The organism is Metabacillus arenae, from assembly GCF_014773385.1.
Taxonomy (GTDB): domain Bacteria; phylum Bacillota; class Bacilli; order Bacillales; family Bacillaceae; genus Metabacillus_D; species Metabacillus_D arenae.
The window spans coordinates 22,853-42,504 of the sequence record NZ_JACXAI010000006.1; the positions used below are offsets into that span (position 1 = coordinate 22,853).

General features: G+C 38.5%; 14 protein-coding genes and 3 pseudogenes. 14 read left to right on the forward strand and 3 right to left on the reverse strand.

Translation table 11 applies throughout. From position 1 onward, the window contains the following. Window positions 1-49: 49 nt before the first annotated feature. Window positions 50-1,312 carry a SulP family inorganic anion transporter gene (locus IC621_RS06620; protein WP_191156953.1) on the forward strand — a complete coding sequence of 421 codons (1,263 nt, stop codon included), beginning with the start codon at window positions 50-52 and terminating at the stop codon, window positions 1,310-1,312. A 459-nt stretch (window positions 1,313-1,771) separates the two neighbouring features. Here IC621_RS06620 and IC621_RS06625 read toward each other — a convergent pair whose 3' ends face one another. Then, window positions 1,772-2,689, reverse strand: a complete 918-nt coding sequence (locus IC621_RS06625; RefSeq protein ID WP_191156955.1) for an AraC family transcriptional regulator — start codon at window positions 2,687-2,689, stop codon at window positions 1,772-1,774. A 195-nt stretch (window positions 2,690-2,884) separates the two neighbouring features. Here IC621_RS06625 and IC621_RS06630 point away from each other — a divergent pair, with 195 nt between their 5' ends. From IC621_RS06630 to IC621_RS06645, 4 genes and pseudogenes are all read left to right on the forward strand, one after another. Beyond that, complete coding sequence (locus tag IC621_RS06630; protein WP_191156957.1) at window positions 2,885-3,868, forward strand: aldo/keto reductase; 984 nt, start codon at window positions 2,885-2,887, stop codon at window positions 3,866-3,868. 190 nt (window positions 3,869-4,058) lie between these two features. Then, window positions 4,059-4,640 carry an MFS transporter gene (locus tag IC621_RS06635; RefSeq protein ID WP_318153014.1) on the forward strand — a complete coding sequence of 194 codons (582 nt, stop codon included), beginning with the start codon at window positions 4,059-4,061 and terminating at the stop codon, window positions 4,638-4,640. A 99-nt stretch (window positions 4,641-4,739) separates the two neighbouring features. Then, window positions 4,740-5,418, forward strand: a pseudogene (locus IC621_RS06640) (SDR family oxidoreductase). Between the two features lie 70 nt (window positions 5,419-5,488). Further along, window positions 5,489-6,340, forward strand: a complete 852-nt coding sequence (locus tag IC621_RS06645; RefSeq protein WP_191156961.1) for an aldo/keto reductase — start codon at window positions 5,489-5,491, stop codon at window positions 6,338-6,340. A 195-nt stretch (window positions 6,341-6,535) separates the two neighbouring features. Here IC621_RS06645 and IC621_RS26980 read toward each other — a convergent pair. Then, window positions 6,536-6,663, reverse strand: a pseudogene (locus IC621_RS26980) (AraC family transcriptional regulator); the annotation flags it as partial. Window positions 6,664-7,389: 726 nt separating this feature from the next. Between IC621_RS26980 and IC621_RS06650 the strand changes: the two are divergent. The 9 genes and pseudogenes from IC621_RS06650 (at window position 7,390) to IC621_RS06690 (ending at window position 18,057) form a co-directional block, all read left to right on the forward strand. Then, a complete protein-coding gene (locus IC621_RS06650; RefSeq protein ID WP_191156963.1) occupies window positions 7,390-8,079 on the forward strand; it encodes a cytochrome P460 family protein in 690 nt (229 codons plus the stop codon). Between the two features lie 217 nt (window positions 8,080-8,296). Further along, window positions 8,297-8,968, forward strand: a complete 672-nt coding sequence (locus tag IC621_RS06655; protein ID WP_224752363.1) for a DUF4405 domain-containing protein — start codon at window positions 8,297-8,299, stop codon at window positions 8,966-8,968. Between the two features lie 408 nt (window positions 8,969-9,376). Continuing rightward, a complete protein-coding gene (locus IC621_RS06660) occupies window positions 9,377-9,715 on the forward strand; it encodes an ArsR/SmtB family transcription factor (protein ID WP_191156965.1) in 339 nt (112 codons plus the stop codon). 184 nt (window positions 9,716-9,899) lie between these two features. Next, window positions 9,900-11,120 carry a sugar efflux transporter gene (locus IC621_RS06665; RefSeq protein WP_191156967.1) on the forward strand — a complete coding sequence of 407 codons (1,221 nt, stop codon included), beginning with the start codon at window positions 9,900-9,902 and terminating at the stop codon, window positions 11,118-11,120. A gap of 99 nt (window positions 11,121-11,219) precedes the next feature. Next, a pseudogene (locus tag IC621_RS06670) lies at window positions 11,220-11,332 on the forward strand (transposase); the annotation flags it as partial. 773 nt (window positions 11,333-12,105) lie between these two features. After that, window positions 12,106-13,425: a four-carbon acid sugar kinase family protein gene (locus IC621_RS06675; protein WP_191156969.1), complete on the forward strand. Its 1,320-nt coding sequence runs from the start codon at window positions 12,106-12,108 to the stop codon at window positions 13,423-13,425. Between the two features lie 219 nt (window positions 13,426-13,644). Continuing rightward, a complete protein-coding gene (locus tag IC621_RS06680; protein ID WP_191156971.1) occupies window positions 13,645-15,000 on the forward strand; it encodes an Nramp family divalent metal transporter in 1,356 nt (451 codons plus the stop codon). Window positions 15,001-15,016: 16 nt separating this feature from the next. Then, on the forward strand, window positions 15,017-16,225 hold the full coding sequence (locus IC621_RS06685) for a sialidase family protein (RefSeq protein ID WP_191156973.1): 1,209 nt from the start codon (window positions 15,017-15,019) through the stop codon (window positions 16,223-16,225). A 608-nt stretch (window positions 16,226-16,833) separates the two neighbouring features. Next, complete coding sequence (locus IC621_RS06690) at window positions 16,834-18,057, forward strand: hypothetical protein (RefSeq protein ID WP_224752364.1); 1,224 nt, start codon at window positions 16,834-16,836, stop codon at window positions 18,055-18,057. A gap of 202 nt (window positions 18,058-18,259) precedes the next feature. On the opposite strand, the gene ylbJ is transcribed toward IC621_RS06690, so the two are convergent. Beyond that, window positions 18,260-19,486, reverse strand: a complete 1,227-nt coding sequence (ylbJ, locus tag IC621_RS06695; RefSeq protein WP_191156977.1) for a sporulation integral membrane protein YlbJ — start codon at window positions 19,484-19,486, stop codon at window positions 18,260-18,262. Window positions 19,487-19,652 lie beyond the last annotated feature (166 nt).

Consider the following 19,652-nt stretch of genomic DNA (forward strand, 5'->3'; position numbering starts at 1 on the left):
TTTAGAATAATAACTTTTAAATATTACAAATGGGAGGGTAAGTACATTTATGAATTTAGAAGCGTTCAGAGATTATTCTTTAAATAATCTAAAAAAAGATGTGCTTTCAGGAATCGTTGTCGGTATCATCGCGATTCCTTTGGGACTTGGGTTTGCTATTGCTTCCGGATCAACTCCTGTCACGGGACTTTATACAACGATTGTCGCCGGTTTGTTGATTGCCATTTTAGGGGGATCTAGATTTCAAATCGGAGGGCCTACCGGTGCTTTTGTTCCGGTTTTACTAGGGATTGTTTTGCAATTCGGATATGAAAACCTATTAATTGCCGGGTTTATGGCTGGTATTTTACTTATCATCTTTGCGATATGCAAGGTGGGAAGTTTAATCAAATTTTTTCCTAAGTCAATCATTATAGGTTTTCAGTCTGGTATTGCGGTCATTATTTTCAGTAGTCAAATCCCAAACTTTTTAGGGCTGCATAAAATAGAGAAATTTGAATATTTTCATTTGAATATAAAGGAGATCTTTGAAAAAATCCACCTTGTCGGCATCTATAGTATCATCACTGCCCTTCTTTGTTTGCTGATTATTCTGACTTTATCGCGTTTTTTTCCTAAAATTGGAGGGATTTCCTATTTTCTTGGCATTATAGCCTCAAGTCTAGTTTCGTCATTTTTCTTTCCGGATCAAATTGAAACGATCGGTTCGATTTATGGGCAAATCCCAAATCAATTTCCAATCCCTCATTTTCCCGAGGTAACCATTGAAAAAATTCTAGTACTCTTGCCATCTTCCTTTGTTATTGCCATTCTTGTAGGCTTGCAATCTTTGTTAACGGCTCGGGTTGCTGATGAAATGACTTCTTCAAAGCATAACAGTAAAAAAGAGCTAATTGGTCAAGGTATTGTGAACATAGTTTCACCTTTATTTTATGGAATGCCTGCAGCAGGGGAAATAGCAAGAACTGTAACAAATATCAAAAATGGTGCCTCGTCGCCTATTGCAGGAATAACGCATGCTTTATTCGTTTTATTGGTATTATTATTCCTTGCACCCTATGCTTCACATGTTGCGCTTGCCAGTCTAGCTCCGGTTTTGATGGTAGTGTCATGGCATATAAGCAAAAAGGAACAATTTGCTAGTATCCTAAAGGAAAGATCGGGACATTCATTGGTTTTAATGATGACCTTTATGTTGACTGTCTTTACTAATTTAACAATGGGAATTGGCGCAGGGTTATGTCTTTCTGCCTTACTGTTTCTTATGAAGAGAATGAAAGATAATCAAAATCAATTTAAGAAGGCCAGTTAACGGAGTTCATATGACCAATGCAAGTCGGATAAGCTAGTGGTTACGCTACCGCATCTCTGCCTGCCGACACTCCATGGTCAAAATCTATGTGAGAGGTGTTTCAACAAATCAGTTGAGGCGTCTCTTTTTTAACGTTAAATTTAATGGGGATAGTAAAGGCTCATTAATAGGATGAGACAGTACCTTTCTCAGGGCGCTATATAAGAGAAATTATTCGTGGAAATTGAAATAAGCAAAGAGATAGCTGGAATATCAAACGATAATGCTTTTATGATATAAATGGAAACAGGTGCAGAGAAAGATCATTCCTTTGGAAGATACTCTAACTAATAATATGTAATTGGATAAGAACTGAATCTAATATAAAAAGGGCTCTAAAAAGTTTTGAGCCCTTTTTATATTAGATTCAGTTGGTTGGCTCACCTTCAAAACCTTTATATTTTTCTTTAGAGCAGGGATTCATGCATTTATCTTTTGGTCATTTTTCGCCCTCAGACGCTTTATATCTTCTCTTGGTGGGAGACCAAACATTCGGGAATATTCACGGCTAAATTGCGATGGACTTTCGTAGCCTACCTGGAATGCGACATCAGTGGCATCTGTTGACTCGGATAATAACAAGCGCCGGGCTTCCTGCAGTCTCAGTTGTTTTTGGAACTGAATAGGGCTCATAGCGGTTACTTCTTTAAAGTATCGATGAAGTGAAGAGACACTCATATTGGCTATTTCCGCAAGCTCCTCAATCCGAAAAGACTTATCATAGTTATTTATGATATGTTCGATAACGTCCCTGATACGATAGGTAGAACTTCCTTCTATTGCAATTTGTTCCAGCGTACCCCCATGCTGTCCTTGCAGAACCCTATAGAGAATTTCCTTCGTGAATAGAGGAGCAAGTACCTGGATATCCTTAGGATTTTCTAGCAACCGAGCTAACCTGATTACCGCATCCAACAGAGATAACTCGATCCGGCTGACATACATAGCTCGCTTAGTATTTTCTTTCGGACCAACTCGTATATCAGAATCCCTTAAAACCTCTAAGATTTGACTCGGCGTAAATTCAAGTTTGAGAGCCAAATACGGTACGTCGGAGGAGGCTTTTATGACTTGGCCGGTAACCGGCAAGTCAACGGAGGCAACAAGGTAATCGGCCGGACCGTACCTAAAGCCCTCCTGTGCCAGCAATATCTCCTTCTCACCCTGAACGACAATGCATAAGGAAGGCTTGTAAACTCCGTATTTTGGTCTGTTAACATTAGATTGACGCATGAAAAATAAAGATGGAACAGCAGTCGTGTGGACACCGTTCTGGCCTGAATAATGCTCAATGAGTTTGGCGAGCTCCTTCTGCTGTTGAAAGATTTGTTCAGACATAAGTTCCTCCTTGTTCCTTGATTATTCCATTATAATGCATATTTGACTACTTGAGTAAGTGATTGTGAGAGGATTAGGCAATCATTTGGGACGAATGAGATAACGGTCACTTCTTCATTTGTTGCATAATAAGGATGTGCATAAATAATATAACAATTTCAAGTGAAAATAATACAAAAGGAAGGAAGATAATTCATGCAAAAGCGTAAATTAGGAAAAAGTGGCTTAGAAGTTTCTTCTATCGGGCTCGGTTGCATGGGAATGAGTTATGGTTATGGTCCGGCATCCGACAAGAAAGAGATGATTTCACTGATTCACGCGGCGATCGACCGCGGTACTACTTTCTTCGACACCGCCGAAATTTATGGTCCATATGTGAATGAGGAGTTGGTAGGTGAAGCACTTGCCCCTTTCAAGGGAGAGGTGGTTTTAGCTACCAAATTTGGTATTAAAGAGGTGAATAGGAAGCAGGTGGTTGACAGTAAGCCGGAGCACATTAGGCAATCAGTCGAAGGCTCGCTCAAACGCCTTAAAGTTGAAGCCATTGACCTATACTATCAGCATCGGGTTGATCCGGAAGTGCCAATCGAGGAGGTAGCCGGAACAGTAAAAGATCTGATCCAGGAGGGTAAGGTTAAGTATTGGGGGCTTTCTGAGGCAGGAATAAAGACGATCCGTCGTGCACATGGGGTTCACCCACTTACCGCAGTTCAGAGCGAATACTCCCTGTGGTGGCGCCGTCCCGAAGAGGAGTTGTTACCTGCTCTGGAGGAGCTCGGCATAGGCTTTGTTCCGTTTAGTCCTTTGGGCAAGGGATATTTAACGGGAAGTTTTAACGCAAATACAACCTTTACTAATAGCGATTTACGTAGTATTCTTCCTCGTTTTACCTCAGAGGCTCTTGATGCAAATCAGGTGTTGGTTGATGTACTTAAAGAGGTAGCTGAACAGAAAAATGCAACTCTTGCTCAAATTGCACTTGCTTGGCTGCTTGCTCAAAAAACATGGATTGTTCCGATCCCAGGTACACGGAAATTGAATCGACTTGAAGAGAACTTGGGGGCGGCTAGTATTGAACTGACGTCTGAAGATTTACGTAATATAAATTCAGCAACCTCGAAGATTGATTTGATGGGCGCCCGATATCCGGAGGAGCTTGAAAAAAGGACCGGCCTCTAAAGCGAGCGTTTTAGTTAATAGACAGTCATAGAATGAATGTCTACTGAATACAAGAAAAAGCTTAGGCTATCAGTCTAAAACAAGAGTATAAATGATGAAAAGTGCAAGGGAAATCACGAAAATCGTGAAAAAGCTTGCACTTATTATTTAAAGCGAGGCGGCTGTTTCTCTAGGCAAGCGTCTTGCCCTCTTGAAGAATCCGAGAGTCGCACTCACCCTTGGTGTAACCTTCTTTGTATTTATTAGTTATTCAATGCTCAATACGTATATAACACCCTTTCTGACCACCGTTATGCCGACTATGAAAGAAAAATTGAGTATGATTCTCTTAGCTATGGGTGTCGCGAGCTTGATTGGCTCTAAGGTTGGTGGCTTATTGGCAGACCGGATCGGCATCGTCCGCACTCTAGTGGGATCCATGGCTGTCCACATTATCTCGCTAGTGTTGCTGTCCACTGTCTCTGGATTTGGATGGGTAATGGTTACCCTCCCGTTGCTCATGATTTGGGAAATCGCTGCTTGGACGTTCGGGCCTACCCAAAACTTTAACCTAGTCTCGCTGACTCCAGAAGCCTCTGGTATCATGCTTAGTCTGAACAGTTCCTTTGTACAACTTGGATTTGCCGCGGGTGCTGGAATTGGAGGTATTGTTGCGGGAAGGTCATCAACACTAGAGATCAGTTGGGTTGGAGCTACATCAGTCGTGATTGCTCTACTAATTGGAGTGTTTTCATTTAGACACAGCCGTGAGCTCTCAAGTGCACAGCAGTGAAGTTTTAAAAAATAGATTAAGCAGATGATTTGCTTTTAGATGGCAAATCATCTGGACTAATAATCTACTATTTATTAAGAGAAAGGATAGATATAAATGATGTCTAATACAAAAGATAAAGCTGTGATTATTACAGGTGCTTCTAGTGGAATTGGACAGGCGACAGCTAAAGTACTTGCTTTTAAAGGTGCGAAGTTGGTCTTGGCAGCTCGTCGTGAAGATCGTTTACAACAGTTACAGAATGAAATCGAAAAAAATGGTGGAAAAGCTATTTATAAAGTAACCGATGTAACGTCACATGAACAAATGGAAGAGCTTGCTGAGTACGCGCTTCAAGAGTTTGGAAAAATTGATGTATTAGTGAATAATGCTGGCGTCATGCCACATTCATTTCTTTATAAGAAAAGAATCGAAGACTGGAATAAGATGATTGACGTCAAATTAAAGGCGTACTTTATGGGATTGCGGCTGTGCTTCCATCCATGAGAGAACAAAAATCAGGGCATGTCATTAATTTGTCTTCAGTAGCTGGACATGTTGTTGGAGCTGGAAGTACGGTCTATGCTGGAACAAAGTTTGCTGTACGTGCGATTACAGAAGGTCTTCGCAAAGAAGAGAATTCCATTACAGATATGGATCTTAAACCAGGAATCGATAAAGCTTATGAAGGTGCGATAGATGCTGAGAGTATTGCTGGTGCGATTGCTTTTGCCATGAACAACCATCAGATGTAGCAATTAATGAAATGCTTATTCGTCCTACCCATCAAGAGAGATAATTTAATACCAATAAATTTTGTTTATTGTAAGTAGTTTGTTCCGATTATTTAAAAAACAGGAGGACTTTATATGCAAAAAGTAATTTTGAACAATGGTGTTGAGATGCCTGTACTAGGCTTTGGTGTTTTTCAGATTCAAGATGAAAATGAATGTGCACAAGCCGTTTATGAGGCTATTATGGCAGGCTATCGTCTGATCGATACGGCTGCCTCTTATCTAAATGAAGAAGCAGTCGGCAGAGCAATCAAGGGGAGTGGTGTGCCAAGGGAGGAATTGTTTATTACCACAAAACTCTGGGTTCAGGATGCTGGTTATGAGAATACAAAGAAAGCTTTCGCAAAATCTTTGGAAAGATTGCAATTAGATTATTTGGATTTGTATTTAATTCATCAGCCATTTGGCGACGTATATGGTTCTTGGCGTGCGATGGAAGAATTGTATCGTGAAGGAAAGATCAAGGCAATCGGAGTTAGTAACTTCCAGATGGATCGTTTGGTAGATTTGATGGCTCATAATGAAGTAATTCCTGCCGTAAACCAGGTTGAAACACATCCTTTCTGCCAGCAAATAGAAAGTGCGAAGCTTATGAATGAGAACAATGTTCAGATAGAGTCCTGGGCGCCTTTTGCTGAAGGGAAAAATAATATCTTCCAAAATGAAGTTTTAGTATCAATTGCTGAAAGGTATAATAAATCCGTTGCTCAAGTGATTTTACGTTGGTTGACACAAAGAGGAGTCGTTGTAATTCCAAAGTCTGTTCATAAGGAAAGAATCATCGAAAACTTCAATATCTTTGACTTTGATTTAAGCCAAGAGGATATGGAGGCGATAGCAACGTTAGATACGAAAAAAAGCTTGTTTTTTTCACATAACGATCCTGAAATTGTAAAATGGCTCGGTAACCGTAAACTTGATATTTAATGCTTTTATACAACACAACACCAAAGGAAGTAAAAGTAATCTAACTAAGAATATGTAATTTAATAAGAACTGAATAATTTTTAATAAGGGCTCTAAAAAGTTAGTTGAACTTGACTCTTTGGAGCCCTTTTTTATTAGACCTGAGTTGGTTGGCTCACTCTCAAAAACCTTTATATTTTTATTTTAAGCAGGGGTTCACGCGTTTATCCTTTGGTCATATTTCTCCCTCAGGCATTTTATATCTTCTCTTGGTGGGAGACCAAACATTCGGGAATATTAGGGCTGAATTGCGATGGACTGTCGTAGCCTACCCGGAATGCACATGGAAGGATTATGAACTCCATAATTTGGTCCGGTCCCATTAGAGTGACGACTGAAAAATAAAGACGGAATAGTAGTCGAGTAACACTCAATGAGTTTGGTGAGCTCATCCTGCTGTTGCATGAATTGTTCTGACAATAAGTTCCTTCTTGTTTCATGTTTGTTCCATTATAATTCATATTTGTCTTCCTGAGAAAGTGAATGTGAGAGTATTAGGCAAACATTTGGGACGAATAGGATAACGGTCGTTCTTTCATTTGTTGCATAATAAGGATGCCGATGCTTTATCGTACTTTTATATGGAATTAAAACCAAGCCTTTAGGGCTAAACAAGAAAAAATAGTTACCATTGCGGCATGTACTGATTTACTGCCAATAGTAATTTGCCACAATTAAAAAATGCACCGAACAAAGGTTTGGCTGCTTGGTTTGGCCTTCAATGAGATCAAGGAATTCTCGCTTAGATGTATGCCTTGTTGTTAAAGGTATATTTTCTAATTTTAACCTAAGGAGCTTTAAGGAATAGTGTCTAAAAAGCTAGGGACATTACTTATTGTGAAATACGAGATTTTTTCGTAGCCTGAATGGCATCACATTTTTTTGGATTTGGTTTAGCTGAGCGGCTAAAATATGTTCCGAGTTCCCGCCATGAATATGAATTAGGCAGAAAAGGCTTTTGTCTTTGCTGGAGGCTATACATGTACGAAACTCGAAGGAGGAAAACATTAATGATAAAACTATTATTTCCAGGTCTTGCACTGATGATGGTCCTTACTCTTACCGCTTGCAACAGCAACAATGACACTTCCCAACAAGAGCCATCTGGTGACACGGCCGAAAAGGAGTCATCAGGGTATGACCGTGAACTTGTCAAATTCCCAGAGAACTATGATAAGGGCGTGAACTACGCGACTGTGAATCGAGGAAATGTCAGAGAGGAGGCTTACACGAGCCGGGAAGCGATCGAAGCGGTGCAGAACGGCCAGCCGATCCCGAGCGGCACCGTAGTTACTCTCGAGATCTATAGGGATGAAGAGCTTTCTGAAATCTTCGTGATGGAAAAGCGCACTGGCTGGGGGGACCAGAACCCCCCGGATACCCCGCGTAACGGAGATTGGCTATACCAGGAATTCAATGGCGACAGGTCGTTGGATTACGAGGAAGACATCGGTCGCTGCTTTTCCTGCCACGCGAATCAGGAACGGGATGACTTCGTAAACACGTTTGATGAGATGAAGAATGAGGATCTTACAGTTTCGAAGGACAGCAGTACAGAATCTCGCTTCGCAGGTATTTATGCGGAGGACTGGGAGGTAAAACCGATAGGCGATAATCATGAAATAATCGATGATGGGGAAAAAGAGGGGATGATCCAGAATGTTCTGTTGTCGTTTTATTTTCATCAGGAGAAGAACTAAAGGATGTGTTCCATTTAAAGATGATTTGTATGTTATCACCAACAATACGTCCCTTAGGGAAACACCACCCAGAAACAGTAGCTATTTGCCTGAGACTACCCTCCAATTTATTAGCAGAGGGTGTTTCCTGAATCTTTGCGGGATGGCATAGCTGCCTACCCGATAGCTGCATTGGAAAGTGAGTAATTAAAATAAAAAGAGGAGACTGAATCGAAATATGCTAATCAGGCTTGTCAATGACCTTGTCATGACTGTTCTCATGTTAGTTGCAATGGCTTACCATATTACCGGAAATACAATCCATGAACTGATTGGAGTTTGCTTGTTTGGATTGTTTATTGTCCACAATATTTTAAATCGACGGTGGTATAAGACGGTTATTAAAGGAAAGTACAATGGACCACGTATTCTGAAAATAGCGGTCAATCTGCTTTTTCTTGTATCTATGGTTGTGGTGATAATAAGTTCCTTGCCGATTTCCCGTGACATCCTTCCCTTTTTTTCTATAGACAATGACATGTTTGTACGGCAGATACATGTTCTAACTGCATATTGGGGATTTATCTTCATGGCTGTTCATATAGGACTGTCTTGGGGAATGATTATCAATGCAATGAGAAAGATGACAGGGATTACCAGTACGAGTCGTATCCGCACAATCGCATTGCGTGTCATTGCGGTGTTGATTGTTGTCTATGGTGTGCAGACTTCCTTCGAGAGAAATTTGGGTTCCAAGCTATTCATATATGATCCATTTGGTTCTTTTCTCACTGATGAATCCACCATGGGATTTTTAATTGATTACCTATCGATCATGGGAATTTATATCTGTGGGACTCATTATGCTCTGAAATTTGTTCAGAAGCAGGAAAATGCTAGAGACTTATAGAGAGCAGCTCATAAAATCCCCTAATCGGAACCCCACATGCAACTCAAAAAATTAGATAATAATTAATAAATAACAGAGAAAAAATGATAGGAAAACAGGAAGAACATTTAATGATGTATTCCTGACCTCCTGCAGTGGCAGAGATGCGATTGAAGCAATAGCATTGCTCGTGCCATTGCTTTTGTATTATAACAATCATCTGATGCAGCTATTAATGAGATGATTATTCATCCTACACATCAAGAACGGTATCTAAATATGAAAGGGCTTGAAATTAATTGAGGGTTATTTTATCTATAAGGAAATAATTAAATTTCTTTAATTCAACAGAATTTTAAAGAAGTTATTCCACGTTTTATATAAGTAAATTGTTATTTAATTATATAACTAATAGAGGAGGTATTTTTATTGATAAACTCAACTGTTGAATTGGAGCGAGTTTCCAACGTTTTAAAATTATTAGGGGATAAAACCCGTTTAACCATCGTCGCCATTTTAAAACAACGAGAATGTTGTGTATGTGAATTTCTTCAAGTGTTTGAAATGAGTCAGCCATCCATTAGCCAGCATCTTCGCAAATTAAAAGATGCAGGTATTGTTAAGGAAGATAGAAGAGGACAATGGATTTACTATTCATTGAATCAAAAAAATGAGTTATACGGACTTATAGAAGATATGTTAGAACAAATACATTTTAAAAGATTGCTATGTTGTATGAAAGTAAGAGATTCAATCGAAGAAATTTAAAAGCAAAGACGATGCAGAGATACCGGATGCGATGTAGTATTGCTCCTTCCTTGGTGTAATGGTTTTACCAAAGGAAAGGGTGTTTTTCTTTTGTTTCGTGTAAAAATCCCCAGTTACTTCAAGGTTTATAGTGTTTTTCTGTTGTTCAGCAACCATATTTATGAGTTCTAAGGAGGACAAAAAATTGTATACACGGTTAAAAAAACTATTTGCAATCAAAGGATATAGTTTATTCGTCATTTGTTTGCTGATGGTCGGTACCGGTATTTCTATTACATTGCCGTATTTACCCCTGTATTTAACTGAAGATGTTGGAATGAGCGAGGGAGCTTTTGGCATTTTCATGGCGTTGACTTTGTTAAGCGGCGTGGTAGTGAACTCGCTTATTGCTAAACGTTCGGATAGCGGGATGAACCGAAAATGGCTTATTATTACAGCTATGCTTTCATCTGCTTTAGGTTATGTTTCGTATTTGGTGTTTCATAACTTCTTTATTCTGCTGATTGCGGTCAGTCTTTTTAATGGAATAGGGGCTGCTGCCATGCCGCAAATCTACGCCTACGCACAGGAATCGGCAAATGCAAGCAAATCCAATGACAAGACTTTTGCAATGTCTACATTACGTTCTCTTTTATCTCTCGGATTCCTAGTAGGACCATTAGGCGGGACATTCATTTTAGGAGCTTTTGGATATGAGGGACTCTTTCTGGGGACATCCGCTATTTATCTAATAATTGCATCTCTTGTATTCCTGTTTCTGCAAAAACAAAAAGCGGTTCAAAGCAATACCATGAAGAGAAAAAGCATAGGTTCTCCTTCGCTCAAAAGCAAGAAAATCAGGCAGCCGTTTATCGCCTTTATCTTTTTGTTTGCGGTTAATGCCATTAACATGATCAACACGCCGTTGTTTATTGTGAATGAGCTTCAGGGCACGCATACGGATGTCGGATTGGTGGTTAGTATTTGTGCTGGGTTGGAAATTCCCATTATGCTTGTGCTCGGTGCCCTGGGCAGAAAGATTTCGAACCATTCCCTGATGATTATCGGCTGCTTTATCGCTATTATCTATTACACCATTTTAAGTGTATCGACTGATTCCTGGCAGCTGATCGCAGCGCAGCTTCTGCAGGCAACGTTTGTCGCTATTGTCATGGGCAATGGACTAAGCTATTTTACGGATCTGCTGCCTGATTCACTGGGGCTGGCCACAACCATCTATACCAACGGGTCCATTATTGGAAGGTTAGTGGGAAGTATGGGAGGCGGTTTCATTGCTCAGTTTGTAGGGTTTCGGCATGTTTATTGGGTGTGTCTGGCACTTGTGATTTTCTCGTTCTTTATCTTGTGGAGAACAAGATCCCATGTGGAAATGGAAGTACCCACAGAACACACTCCGTCAGCATAGTCTGTCAATTATATATTTTCAAATTTCTAAATGGGAGTTATTAGATGTTCTCGGGCTAGTTTTTCTTATAGGATGGGAAAATAAAAAAGATGTAGGGTAAGAAAAGGTGGGGGCATTATTGAAGCACCTGCATGTAAAGATCATGTCCATTTGTTAGTGAGCCTACCGCCAAAGCTCAGTGTATCCTATTTGAAGGATTCTTAAAGGGAAAATTAGCTTGATAATATTTATTGCTATTATATTGATATCGTTTTGCTCTTTTGTTGCCTTAGCACTGAACATATCGTGTATAAGATCCTAAGTCGGAAGAAACTAGATTTTACTTTATTGTTTATAATTGCAACAGTTCTAAATTGGACTGAAAAAATGATTATAAACTACACAAAACAGATAAAGTTTTATTGTTTAATTTTCAAACAATAAAACTTTATCTGTATTTTTTTAATTTTATTAATCATTATATGTTGCTAAAATTAACACACTCCTCTATAATTCAAAATGTAAGCGCTACTAAAATTTGAATATTGTTTCAAAATTAATCACATTTGCTCTGAGGAGGAAATATAGGATGGATTTAAAAGGTATTTTTCCCGAGATGTTGTCCACTTTTACAAAAGAACAAACAGTAGATGAAAAAGAGGAAAATATAAAATTGTTAGGGTAATATTGCGTATTAATGGAGTTTAATATGGATGCTATTATTGCCGAATATTCCAGGTTGCCGAACAAAGGGGGATTATGGTTGGTGAAAGCAATTCTAAAGAACATGCAGTGAAAAAGTCGCAGAGCGCCCTTGCCGAATAGACGAAATACTTTGGAAATATCGTTAAACCAAAAGACTATGGAGTCAATGAAGAAGACATTTAGGATTTGGCTGTATCTGCTTCATAAGACTGTTGAATTATTACCCTAAAGAGTAGAGTTTGGTAGACATGGAAGCCATTTATCGTTAAATACTTATCTAGTATAAAGGTGTTGGAGTTTTATGAAAATAGCAATTGTATCAGATGATTTAACAGGTGCCAGTGATTGTGGAGCGCAGTTAGTTTCATATGGTTTAGACGTATCCGTCATGATGCAGCCTAATGGAAATGGATTAATAGAAAAAGACGCTATTATTTTCAATACCGATAGTCGGTCCGTTTCGGAAGAAGAAGCCTATCTACGAGTAAAGGGCATCAGCGAGCAGATAAAAAAGGAATCCTTTGATGAGGTTTACAAGAAAATTGATTCAACAATGAGAGGGAACATTGGACAGGAAATTAACGCCATGTATGATGTGTTTCAACCTGACTTCGTATTTATTGCTCCAGCTTATCCAAAAAATGGCCGTAAGATCGTGAATGGGGTACATTTTTTGAATCAGAAACAATTACATGAAACGGAAGTGGGAAATGACCCTAAAACTCCTGTTAGTGATTCTTGTGTCACTCGATTAATACAAAATCAGGCAAAAAGAAAAGTTGAGCACCTTACGTATAAAGATCTCAAGCAAGGGTATGCATGGGTTGTTGAACGACTAAAAACCTTCAAGAAACATAACATTTCATATGTCACAGTAGATTCAACGAATGAATCAGATTTGGAATGTCTGATTCAATTGGTAAAAAAGACTGAATTTTCGGTCGTTTGGGTCGGGTCAGCTGGGTTAATTCAACATTTACCAAAGGCCTATGGATTAAAGCAAATGAAATCAGAGATCATCATCCCTAATAATGAAAACCCAGTGTTGCTGGTTATAGGGAGTGTTAGTGAAACCGGAAGGGAACAATTAGATCAACTATTGTTAACCTCTAATGTCGTTGGCATAGAGATGCCATCAACAAAAGTTATGTTGGATAATGTCTCAAAAGAAAGTGAGTTAAAGAGATTACTTCAGGAGGCAAGAATTGCCTTTCAAAAAGGGAAGAATGTTGCATTATATTCTTCAAAAACAGTGAAACAAACACAAAAGTTAGGAAAAAAGCAAGGATTAAACGCAATTCAAATCAGTAATCGTATTTCAAAGGTTTTAGGAGAGATTGCTAACCAATTGATTCATCAATTTGATATACGCGGGCTTTTTCTTACAGGCGGAGACACAGCCCAACAAGTGTTTCATCAGTTACATGTGGATGAGTTTCAATTGATTGGAGAAGTTGAGTCTGGTATTCCGATTGGATGGTTAAATAAAGATAGGAATATCCTAGTTGTAACCAAAGCAGGAAGCTTCGGTTCAAAGGAAGCCATGGTGAAAGCTGTCTTTAAACTTCAAGGGAAAGAATATAATGAAGGCCAAATAATGGTAAGACAATTGATATTTTAATAGAAATTGAAACAAGGAATCAGAAACAAAGGAGTATTCAGGCTGTTTCTGCTGCTCCCTTGAAAAAAGAAACTTTACTTAAAAAGGGGGCATATTTACCGTGAGTATACTTTAAGTATGTCTCCCTAGAAAAAGGTAAAATGCCGATTTGAGTGTTCAGGTGTGAAGTTAAATTGCTGCAGTCAAGAAAAATGTTGAAATGAAGGGAGAGAGAAGGAGATGAAAGAATCACAAGTATTAAAGCAAGATGAACCTGTAGTAAAGCAAGAAACCCCATCTGTCACAAAACAAGAAGGTGCACCTATTCCTACTAATTTTTGGGGATATGTGAAAGGATTCGGTCCAGGAGTTGTTGTCGTGTTGACTTGGCTTGGTGCCGGTGATCTTGTAGATGCTTCAGTGGCGGGGGCAAATTATGGATATACGTTGATGTGGGCCCTGGCGGCAGCATTACTTGTCCGTTTTGCATTGGTTAATACGTTAGCCAAGTTCCAGTTATTTAATCCAAACAGATATAGTATCATTCAAGCTTATGGAAAGCTTCATCCAATGTACCCCGGTGTTTTAGGAAGCGGATCTATTTTATATGGATATGTAAGCGCTGCCTATTGTTTGTCAGGTGCTTCTTATGCACTATATCACCTGACTGGTATTGGTAACCCAATTATATGGGCAGTGCTCAATATCCTTCTTGCCTTGTTAATTACTGGACGTTCTATTTACAAACAAGTAGAGTTAGTTCAAAAGGTTATTTTGGCGATTATGACAGTATGTTTAGTAGGGATAGCGATTGTCACAGGTTTTCAGCCTGCAGAAGCTTTAAAAGGCGTTTTCTTGTTCCAAATACCAGAGAAACAAGGCGCTTTTGATTCTATGATTGTCGTTATTTCATTAATAGGGGCTGTTGGAGGATCAATTGCTAACCTGCTTTATCCGGAATGGATGAAACAAAAAGGATATATCAATCCTGAACATAGAAAAGTACAAAAATATGATCTTCTCTTTGCTACTATTATGATGATTATTCTTAATTTGGCAGTATGGGTGATTGGGGCTGAGATTCTGAATCCGCGTGGATTGACTGTAAGCAGCGTGGATGATCTTGGGAATATTCTGGGTCAAGTCTTAGGACGGCCTGGTGAGATCGTTCTTTATTTGGCTATATGGGCTGCTACTTTTAGTACATTTATTGGAGGAACAGATGGATATATACGTCTAGCCTTTGATGGCTTCTATTCATCTTCACCAAAAAGAAAAGAGAAGTATGACGGGAGTTATCGAAAAGATCCTGCTTTTAAAGTGATTTATTTTATCATGTTAATTATGCCAATTATTTGGGTATTCCCTGGGATGCCAGGATTTGTAGAATTGACGGTGGTGGCGAATGCAGGTTTAATCTTTTTCTTGCCCGTTATATCTATAGGTTTGTTGCTAATCATTAATAAAAAGAGTATATATGGAGATCGAGCACACAATTTATTTGATACTGTCGTTGTAGGCATTCTGTCAATCTTTGCACTATGGAGTGTTTATAATATTGCAAAACCGCTGGTTCAATCTCTAATTGGTGGTTAAAAGGGGGAAATGTTTGATGGATCATGTATCAGAATCTACTATTAAATATGATGGAAAATTAAAGTTAACCAAAAATGCTGACTATCGTGTAGAGGCATATATTTCTTCTAATTTCGTACAAAATCATGCAGCTAATCTATTGCCATTAGAAAACGGTGACTTATTATGTGTTTGGTTTGCTGGTACTCAAGAAGGTATGTCTGATATACACATTTATCTTTCAAGATTGAATAAAGGGGAAAAGGAATGGAGTAAGGCTGTAAAAGTTTCAGATGATCCAGCTCGCTCAGAGCAAAATCCCATTTTATTTCATGCACCAGATGGCAGGCTTTGGCTGTTATATACAGCTCAAAAATCGGGCAATCAAGATACAGCAATCGTTAGATATCGTATTTCAGAAGACAATGGATACACATGGGGTCCTATTCAAACCTTGTTTGACACACCAGGAACTTTTATTAGGCAGCCCATCATCGTTTTAGAAAACGGAGAATGGCTTTTACCTATTTGGTATTGCTTCACATCACCGGGGCAAAAATGGACAGGAGATAAAGATGTCAGTGCTGTGAAGGTTTCAAAAGACCAAGGGAAAACATGGGAAGAATATGAAGTTCCTCATAGCCTGGGTTGTGTTCATATGAATATTGAAAAATTAGACAATGGGACACTTCTAGCATTGTTCCGCAGTCGTTGGGCTGATAACATTTACAAGAGTTTTTCAACTGACAATGGAAGAACATGGAGTACTCCTGCTCCAACTGAATTACCTAATAATAATTCTTCCATTCAATTTACGAAATTAAATAATGGTCACTTAGCTTTAGTATTCAACAATATGAATGCTGACAATTGCACAGAACGCAGAACTTCTTTATACGATGAGATTGAAGATGAAGGAGATATTGAGATTCCTTCTCCTAATATTGAGATTGATAGAGGTGAGGAGAGGAAACTTCAAGCTAGAACGGCTTTCTGGGGGGCGCCAAGAGCACCTATGACAATTGCTGTTTCTGAAGATAATGGAAGAACATGGCCATTCATTAAAAACCTTGAGGTTGGTGATGGATATGCTATGACCAATAACTCTAAGGATAAGCTAAATAGAGAATATTCTTATCCAACTATAAAACAAACTCCAGATAGAAAAATCCATATTGCTTTCACTTATTTCAGACAGGCTATTAAATATGTATCCATTTCTGAAGATTGGGTGAAAGATCAATAAGCTAATAACTTATTACCAAGTTTAGGAGAGTTATATTTTGCAAGTGTTCGATAAACGTGGGTCCTATTTCATTTAGAAAAAAACAAAAAATTTTATTTGAAGAGTACAACTACTTAACGGGTACTCTTTATGCCAACATGAGGCGTTTGTAGTGAAAAGCAACCTATGATTAATTGTAGGTTGCTTTCCATCCTATATCAGTTTATTAACTTTAAAGAACTTAATTATTTAAGAAGAAATTAATTCTTAGTATTTTGTAAGAACATTTGTGAATTGTCATTTTCTGAGGTTAGCCTCTTAGTTGGTTTAACTAGTGGCCTCATTTAATCATAATGGACTATCATTTTTTAACCCTCTAGAACCTCAAAACATGTTATTGGAGTTTTATGTTATCCTCTTTCCATCTGAACAATATGTTTAGAGGAAACAGATTGTGTGGTGTTGGTATGTTAAAGTTTTTGTACCCATTATTGATTGTTTTATATGTAGTCTCTATCCTTTTTTCTGAGCTAAACATAGATAATTTGTTATCATTTTTATGTCTTGTCTCCGTGTTAATAACAATGTTTTCGGTTAAGGGATTCGTGCAGGCATTGGGAAGTATCTTTTTGATTATTGGGATATCCCTTTTATGGAAAAGCAACGCGCCCTGGAATGATTACATAACTTCTTTTGGTCCAATGCTCGATCTAGTTACCATGTTTACATTGTTACCGATACTAGGCATACCAATCATGTTGGGGGACTATAGGAATGAAATTCAAACACTCATTCAAAAAAAAGTAAAAACATTTGGGCATCTTTATATGATGACATCTGGAATTTCCTATTTTTTCAGTATCTTTATGAATCTTGCCACATTACCTATGGTGTATCATTCAATCAGACCTGCACTCGGAGGGTTTCCAGTTCAGTATGCAAAACGATTTATGAGTTCAGCGATTACTCATGGCTACGCGATGCCTTTAATGTGGGCTCCTGTGACTCCAATTGTTGGAATTGTCATTAGTGTTACAGGAGTCAATTGGATATCGATTCTTCCATACATTTTACCATTAAGTTTCTTTGGAATATTACTGGACTGGTATATGGGGAAACAGAGAGACAAAAATAAAAATATTGCTGATTTGCCAAATGGTGAGACCAAAAATGAAACAGCTGCTACTATGGAAAGATACGGAAACACTCGCCTCAGAAGAATATTTCATATCGGCTTTGCCATTCTCATTTTTAATTTAGTCATCACTATAGCAGAAATTCAACTGCCATATTCTTTTCTTACTATAGTATCATTATTAGTCATTCCTTTTGCTTTTACCTGGTGCTTATTATTAAAGAAACGAAATGAGTTCAATAAGAGTTTACTTGCTCATTTCTCTTCTTTTTCTGTAAAGATGAAAGATCAATTTTTTATTTATTTATCGGCTGGTTTTTTTATATCGACTATTAAAATTTCTCAAACAAATGATTGGCTGAATGGGATGATTAGTCAGCTTAAAGAGATAATCGGGGTGGAGCCTTTTTTGCTTTTCTTGCCTCTAATCCCTCTTGTTTTTGCTTTTATAGGACTTCACCCGGCAGTCACAGTTGCCCTTATGGCAGAATCTTTAAATCCAACTATGTTAGGCATATCACCTTTTATCCTAACAGTTGCGATGCTGGGAGGGGCAGTATCAGCGTTTTTGGTTGGGCCATATAATGCCACAATTGGTCTAATGTCGAATATCGTTAAGGAAAGTTCTTTCAAGGTATCACAATGGAACATGTCTTATACCAGTCTGTACATCGCAGGAGTCATGGTGTATTTGTTCTTATTGGAATGTTTTCTTTGATTTATGAAATAGTCTGAAATGAAATTTATGATTCGGTGCAAAAAATCAGCTCACCTTGCAATTATCCATAAAAGCACCGAACAAAAGAGAACAGCTTTACCCAAAACGCGGCCGTTAGACAATTTAAGTGTTAAGTGTTTTCCCTTGAGAATAAAGAGGCTCCTGTTGTCCCGCAAAATCACCGTTATCACCCAGGCTATTCTTATAAATGAAACCCTTGTTTCATTCTTTTAACATAAAGAATGATATAGAGCATCAGAGCTGACAAGGTAATCATTGGTCCGTATTGTACCATTTTTCCGAAATATGCAATTACCCAATGTTGTGTTTCCGCTATGAAAAAAACTGGAATAGCTTGCGGATTTTCTGCTTGCAAAGAATCATAAAGGGGCTGCCATAAAAGGAAGGCGATTATGGCAGAGTAAATCCCTTGGAGAATACGGGCAAAGAAAAAAGGTTTAAAACGAATATCGGTTTCAGCAAGGATGCTTGCAACCTGGGCATTAACCGATAAACCGCTGAATCCTAAGATAAAGCTCGTTATGATTGCTTGCTGCATTAAGGAAGCTTCAGTAGCACTTGTTAATTTACTCCCTTGAGTAATTTCAAATATTCCTGAAAGCAACGGAATGGTTAACCCTTCATGTAAATGAAAGAAAGTGAATAAGAATGACAAAAAATAGGACAAAGCATCCGTAACCTTCAGGATTGCCAGCAGTTTATTAAATACAGAGAAAAGAATAATAAAACCGCCAACCATTAACAATGTTTGAATAGAGGAAAGTACAGCATCACCGAGTATTTTTCCAAGAGGGCGTTTTTCTTTTAGGCGTGTCCGATGCATTTCCCGAATAGCTTTCATAATTGAAGGAATTTGATAGGAAGAAGTGTGACGATCTTCCTTGATTTCTTGCTTCCGGCCGTGAAACCTCATAGTTAATCCAACACATACATTTCCTAAGTAATGGGCTGCCGCAAGAAGAAGCCCTAAAGCTTGATTATGAAAAAAACCTACGGCAACTGCACCAAAGATAAAGAGCGGATTGGAAGAGTTAGTAAAGGAGGCCAATCTCTCGGCTTCAATGGCAGTTAATTGTTTTTCCTGTCTTAATCTGGCTGTTAATTTTGCTCCAGCAGGAAAACCGGAAGCCATACCCATCGCCCATGCAAAACCTCCGACACCAGGAACTCTAAATAAAGGTCTCATAAGGGGTTCTAATAAAACTCCGATAAATGTAACAACTCCAAAACCGATTAATAACTCTGATATGATAAAGAAAGGGAGCAATGAAGGAAAGACGACCTCCCACCACATCTCAAGCCCTCTTATAGAAGCTTCAAGAGATTCTTCTGTATGTGTAATGATTGCGAATGTTAACATCATAATAAAAGCAGCAATAAACAGAGTTTTAGCTTTTGATAAATCCAACTCGATGCCTCCTAGGTTCCGTTTCTGTACAGGCACTCAGTAAAAATGATAAAATAGAAGCTATCATTTCACCCTGCATACCATCACCATTAATCCCATATCTTCTAGTGAACTTACTGCCTGCCCTTAATAATTTCTGCAGATGTGTGTTTCACTTTATATGTAC

Bases quoted from the DNA above. Each gene is read 5' to 3' on its own strand.
- IC621_RS06620 (WP_191156953.1), top strand. From the start codon at position 50: ATGAATTTAGAAGCGTTCAGAGATTATTCTTTAAATAATCTAAAAAAA.
- IC621_RS06625 (WP_191156955.1), bottom strand. From the start codon at position 2,689: ATGTCTGAACAAATCTTTCAACAGCAGAAGGAGCTCGCCAAACTCATT.
- IC621_RS06630 (WP_191156957.1), top strand. From the start codon at position 2,885: ATGCAAAAGCGTAAATTAGGAAAAAGTGGCTTAGAAGTTTCTTCTATC.
- IC621_RS06645 (WP_191156961.1), top strand. From the start codon at position 5,489: ATGCAAAAAGTAATTTTGAACAATGGTGTTGAGATGCCTGTACTAGGC.
- IC621_RS06650 (WP_191156963.1), top strand. From the start codon at position 7,390: ATGATAAAACTATTATTTCCAGGTCTTGCACTGATGATGGTCCTTACT.
- IC621_RS06655 (WP_224752363.1), top strand. From the start codon at position 8,297: ATGCTAATCAGGCTTGTCAATGACCTTGTCATGACTGTTCTCATGTTA.
- IC621_RS06675 (WP_191156969.1), top strand. From the start codon at position 12,106: ATGAAAATAGCAATTGTATCAGATGATTTAACAGGTGCCAGTGATTGT.
- IC621_RS06680 (WP_191156971.1), top strand. From the start codon at position 13,645: ATGAAAGAATCACAAGTATTAAAGCAAGATGAACCTGTAGTAAAGCAA.
- IC621_RS06685 (WP_191156973.1), top strand. From the start codon at position 15,017: ATGGATCATGTATCAGAATCTACTATTAAATATGATGGAAAATTAAAG.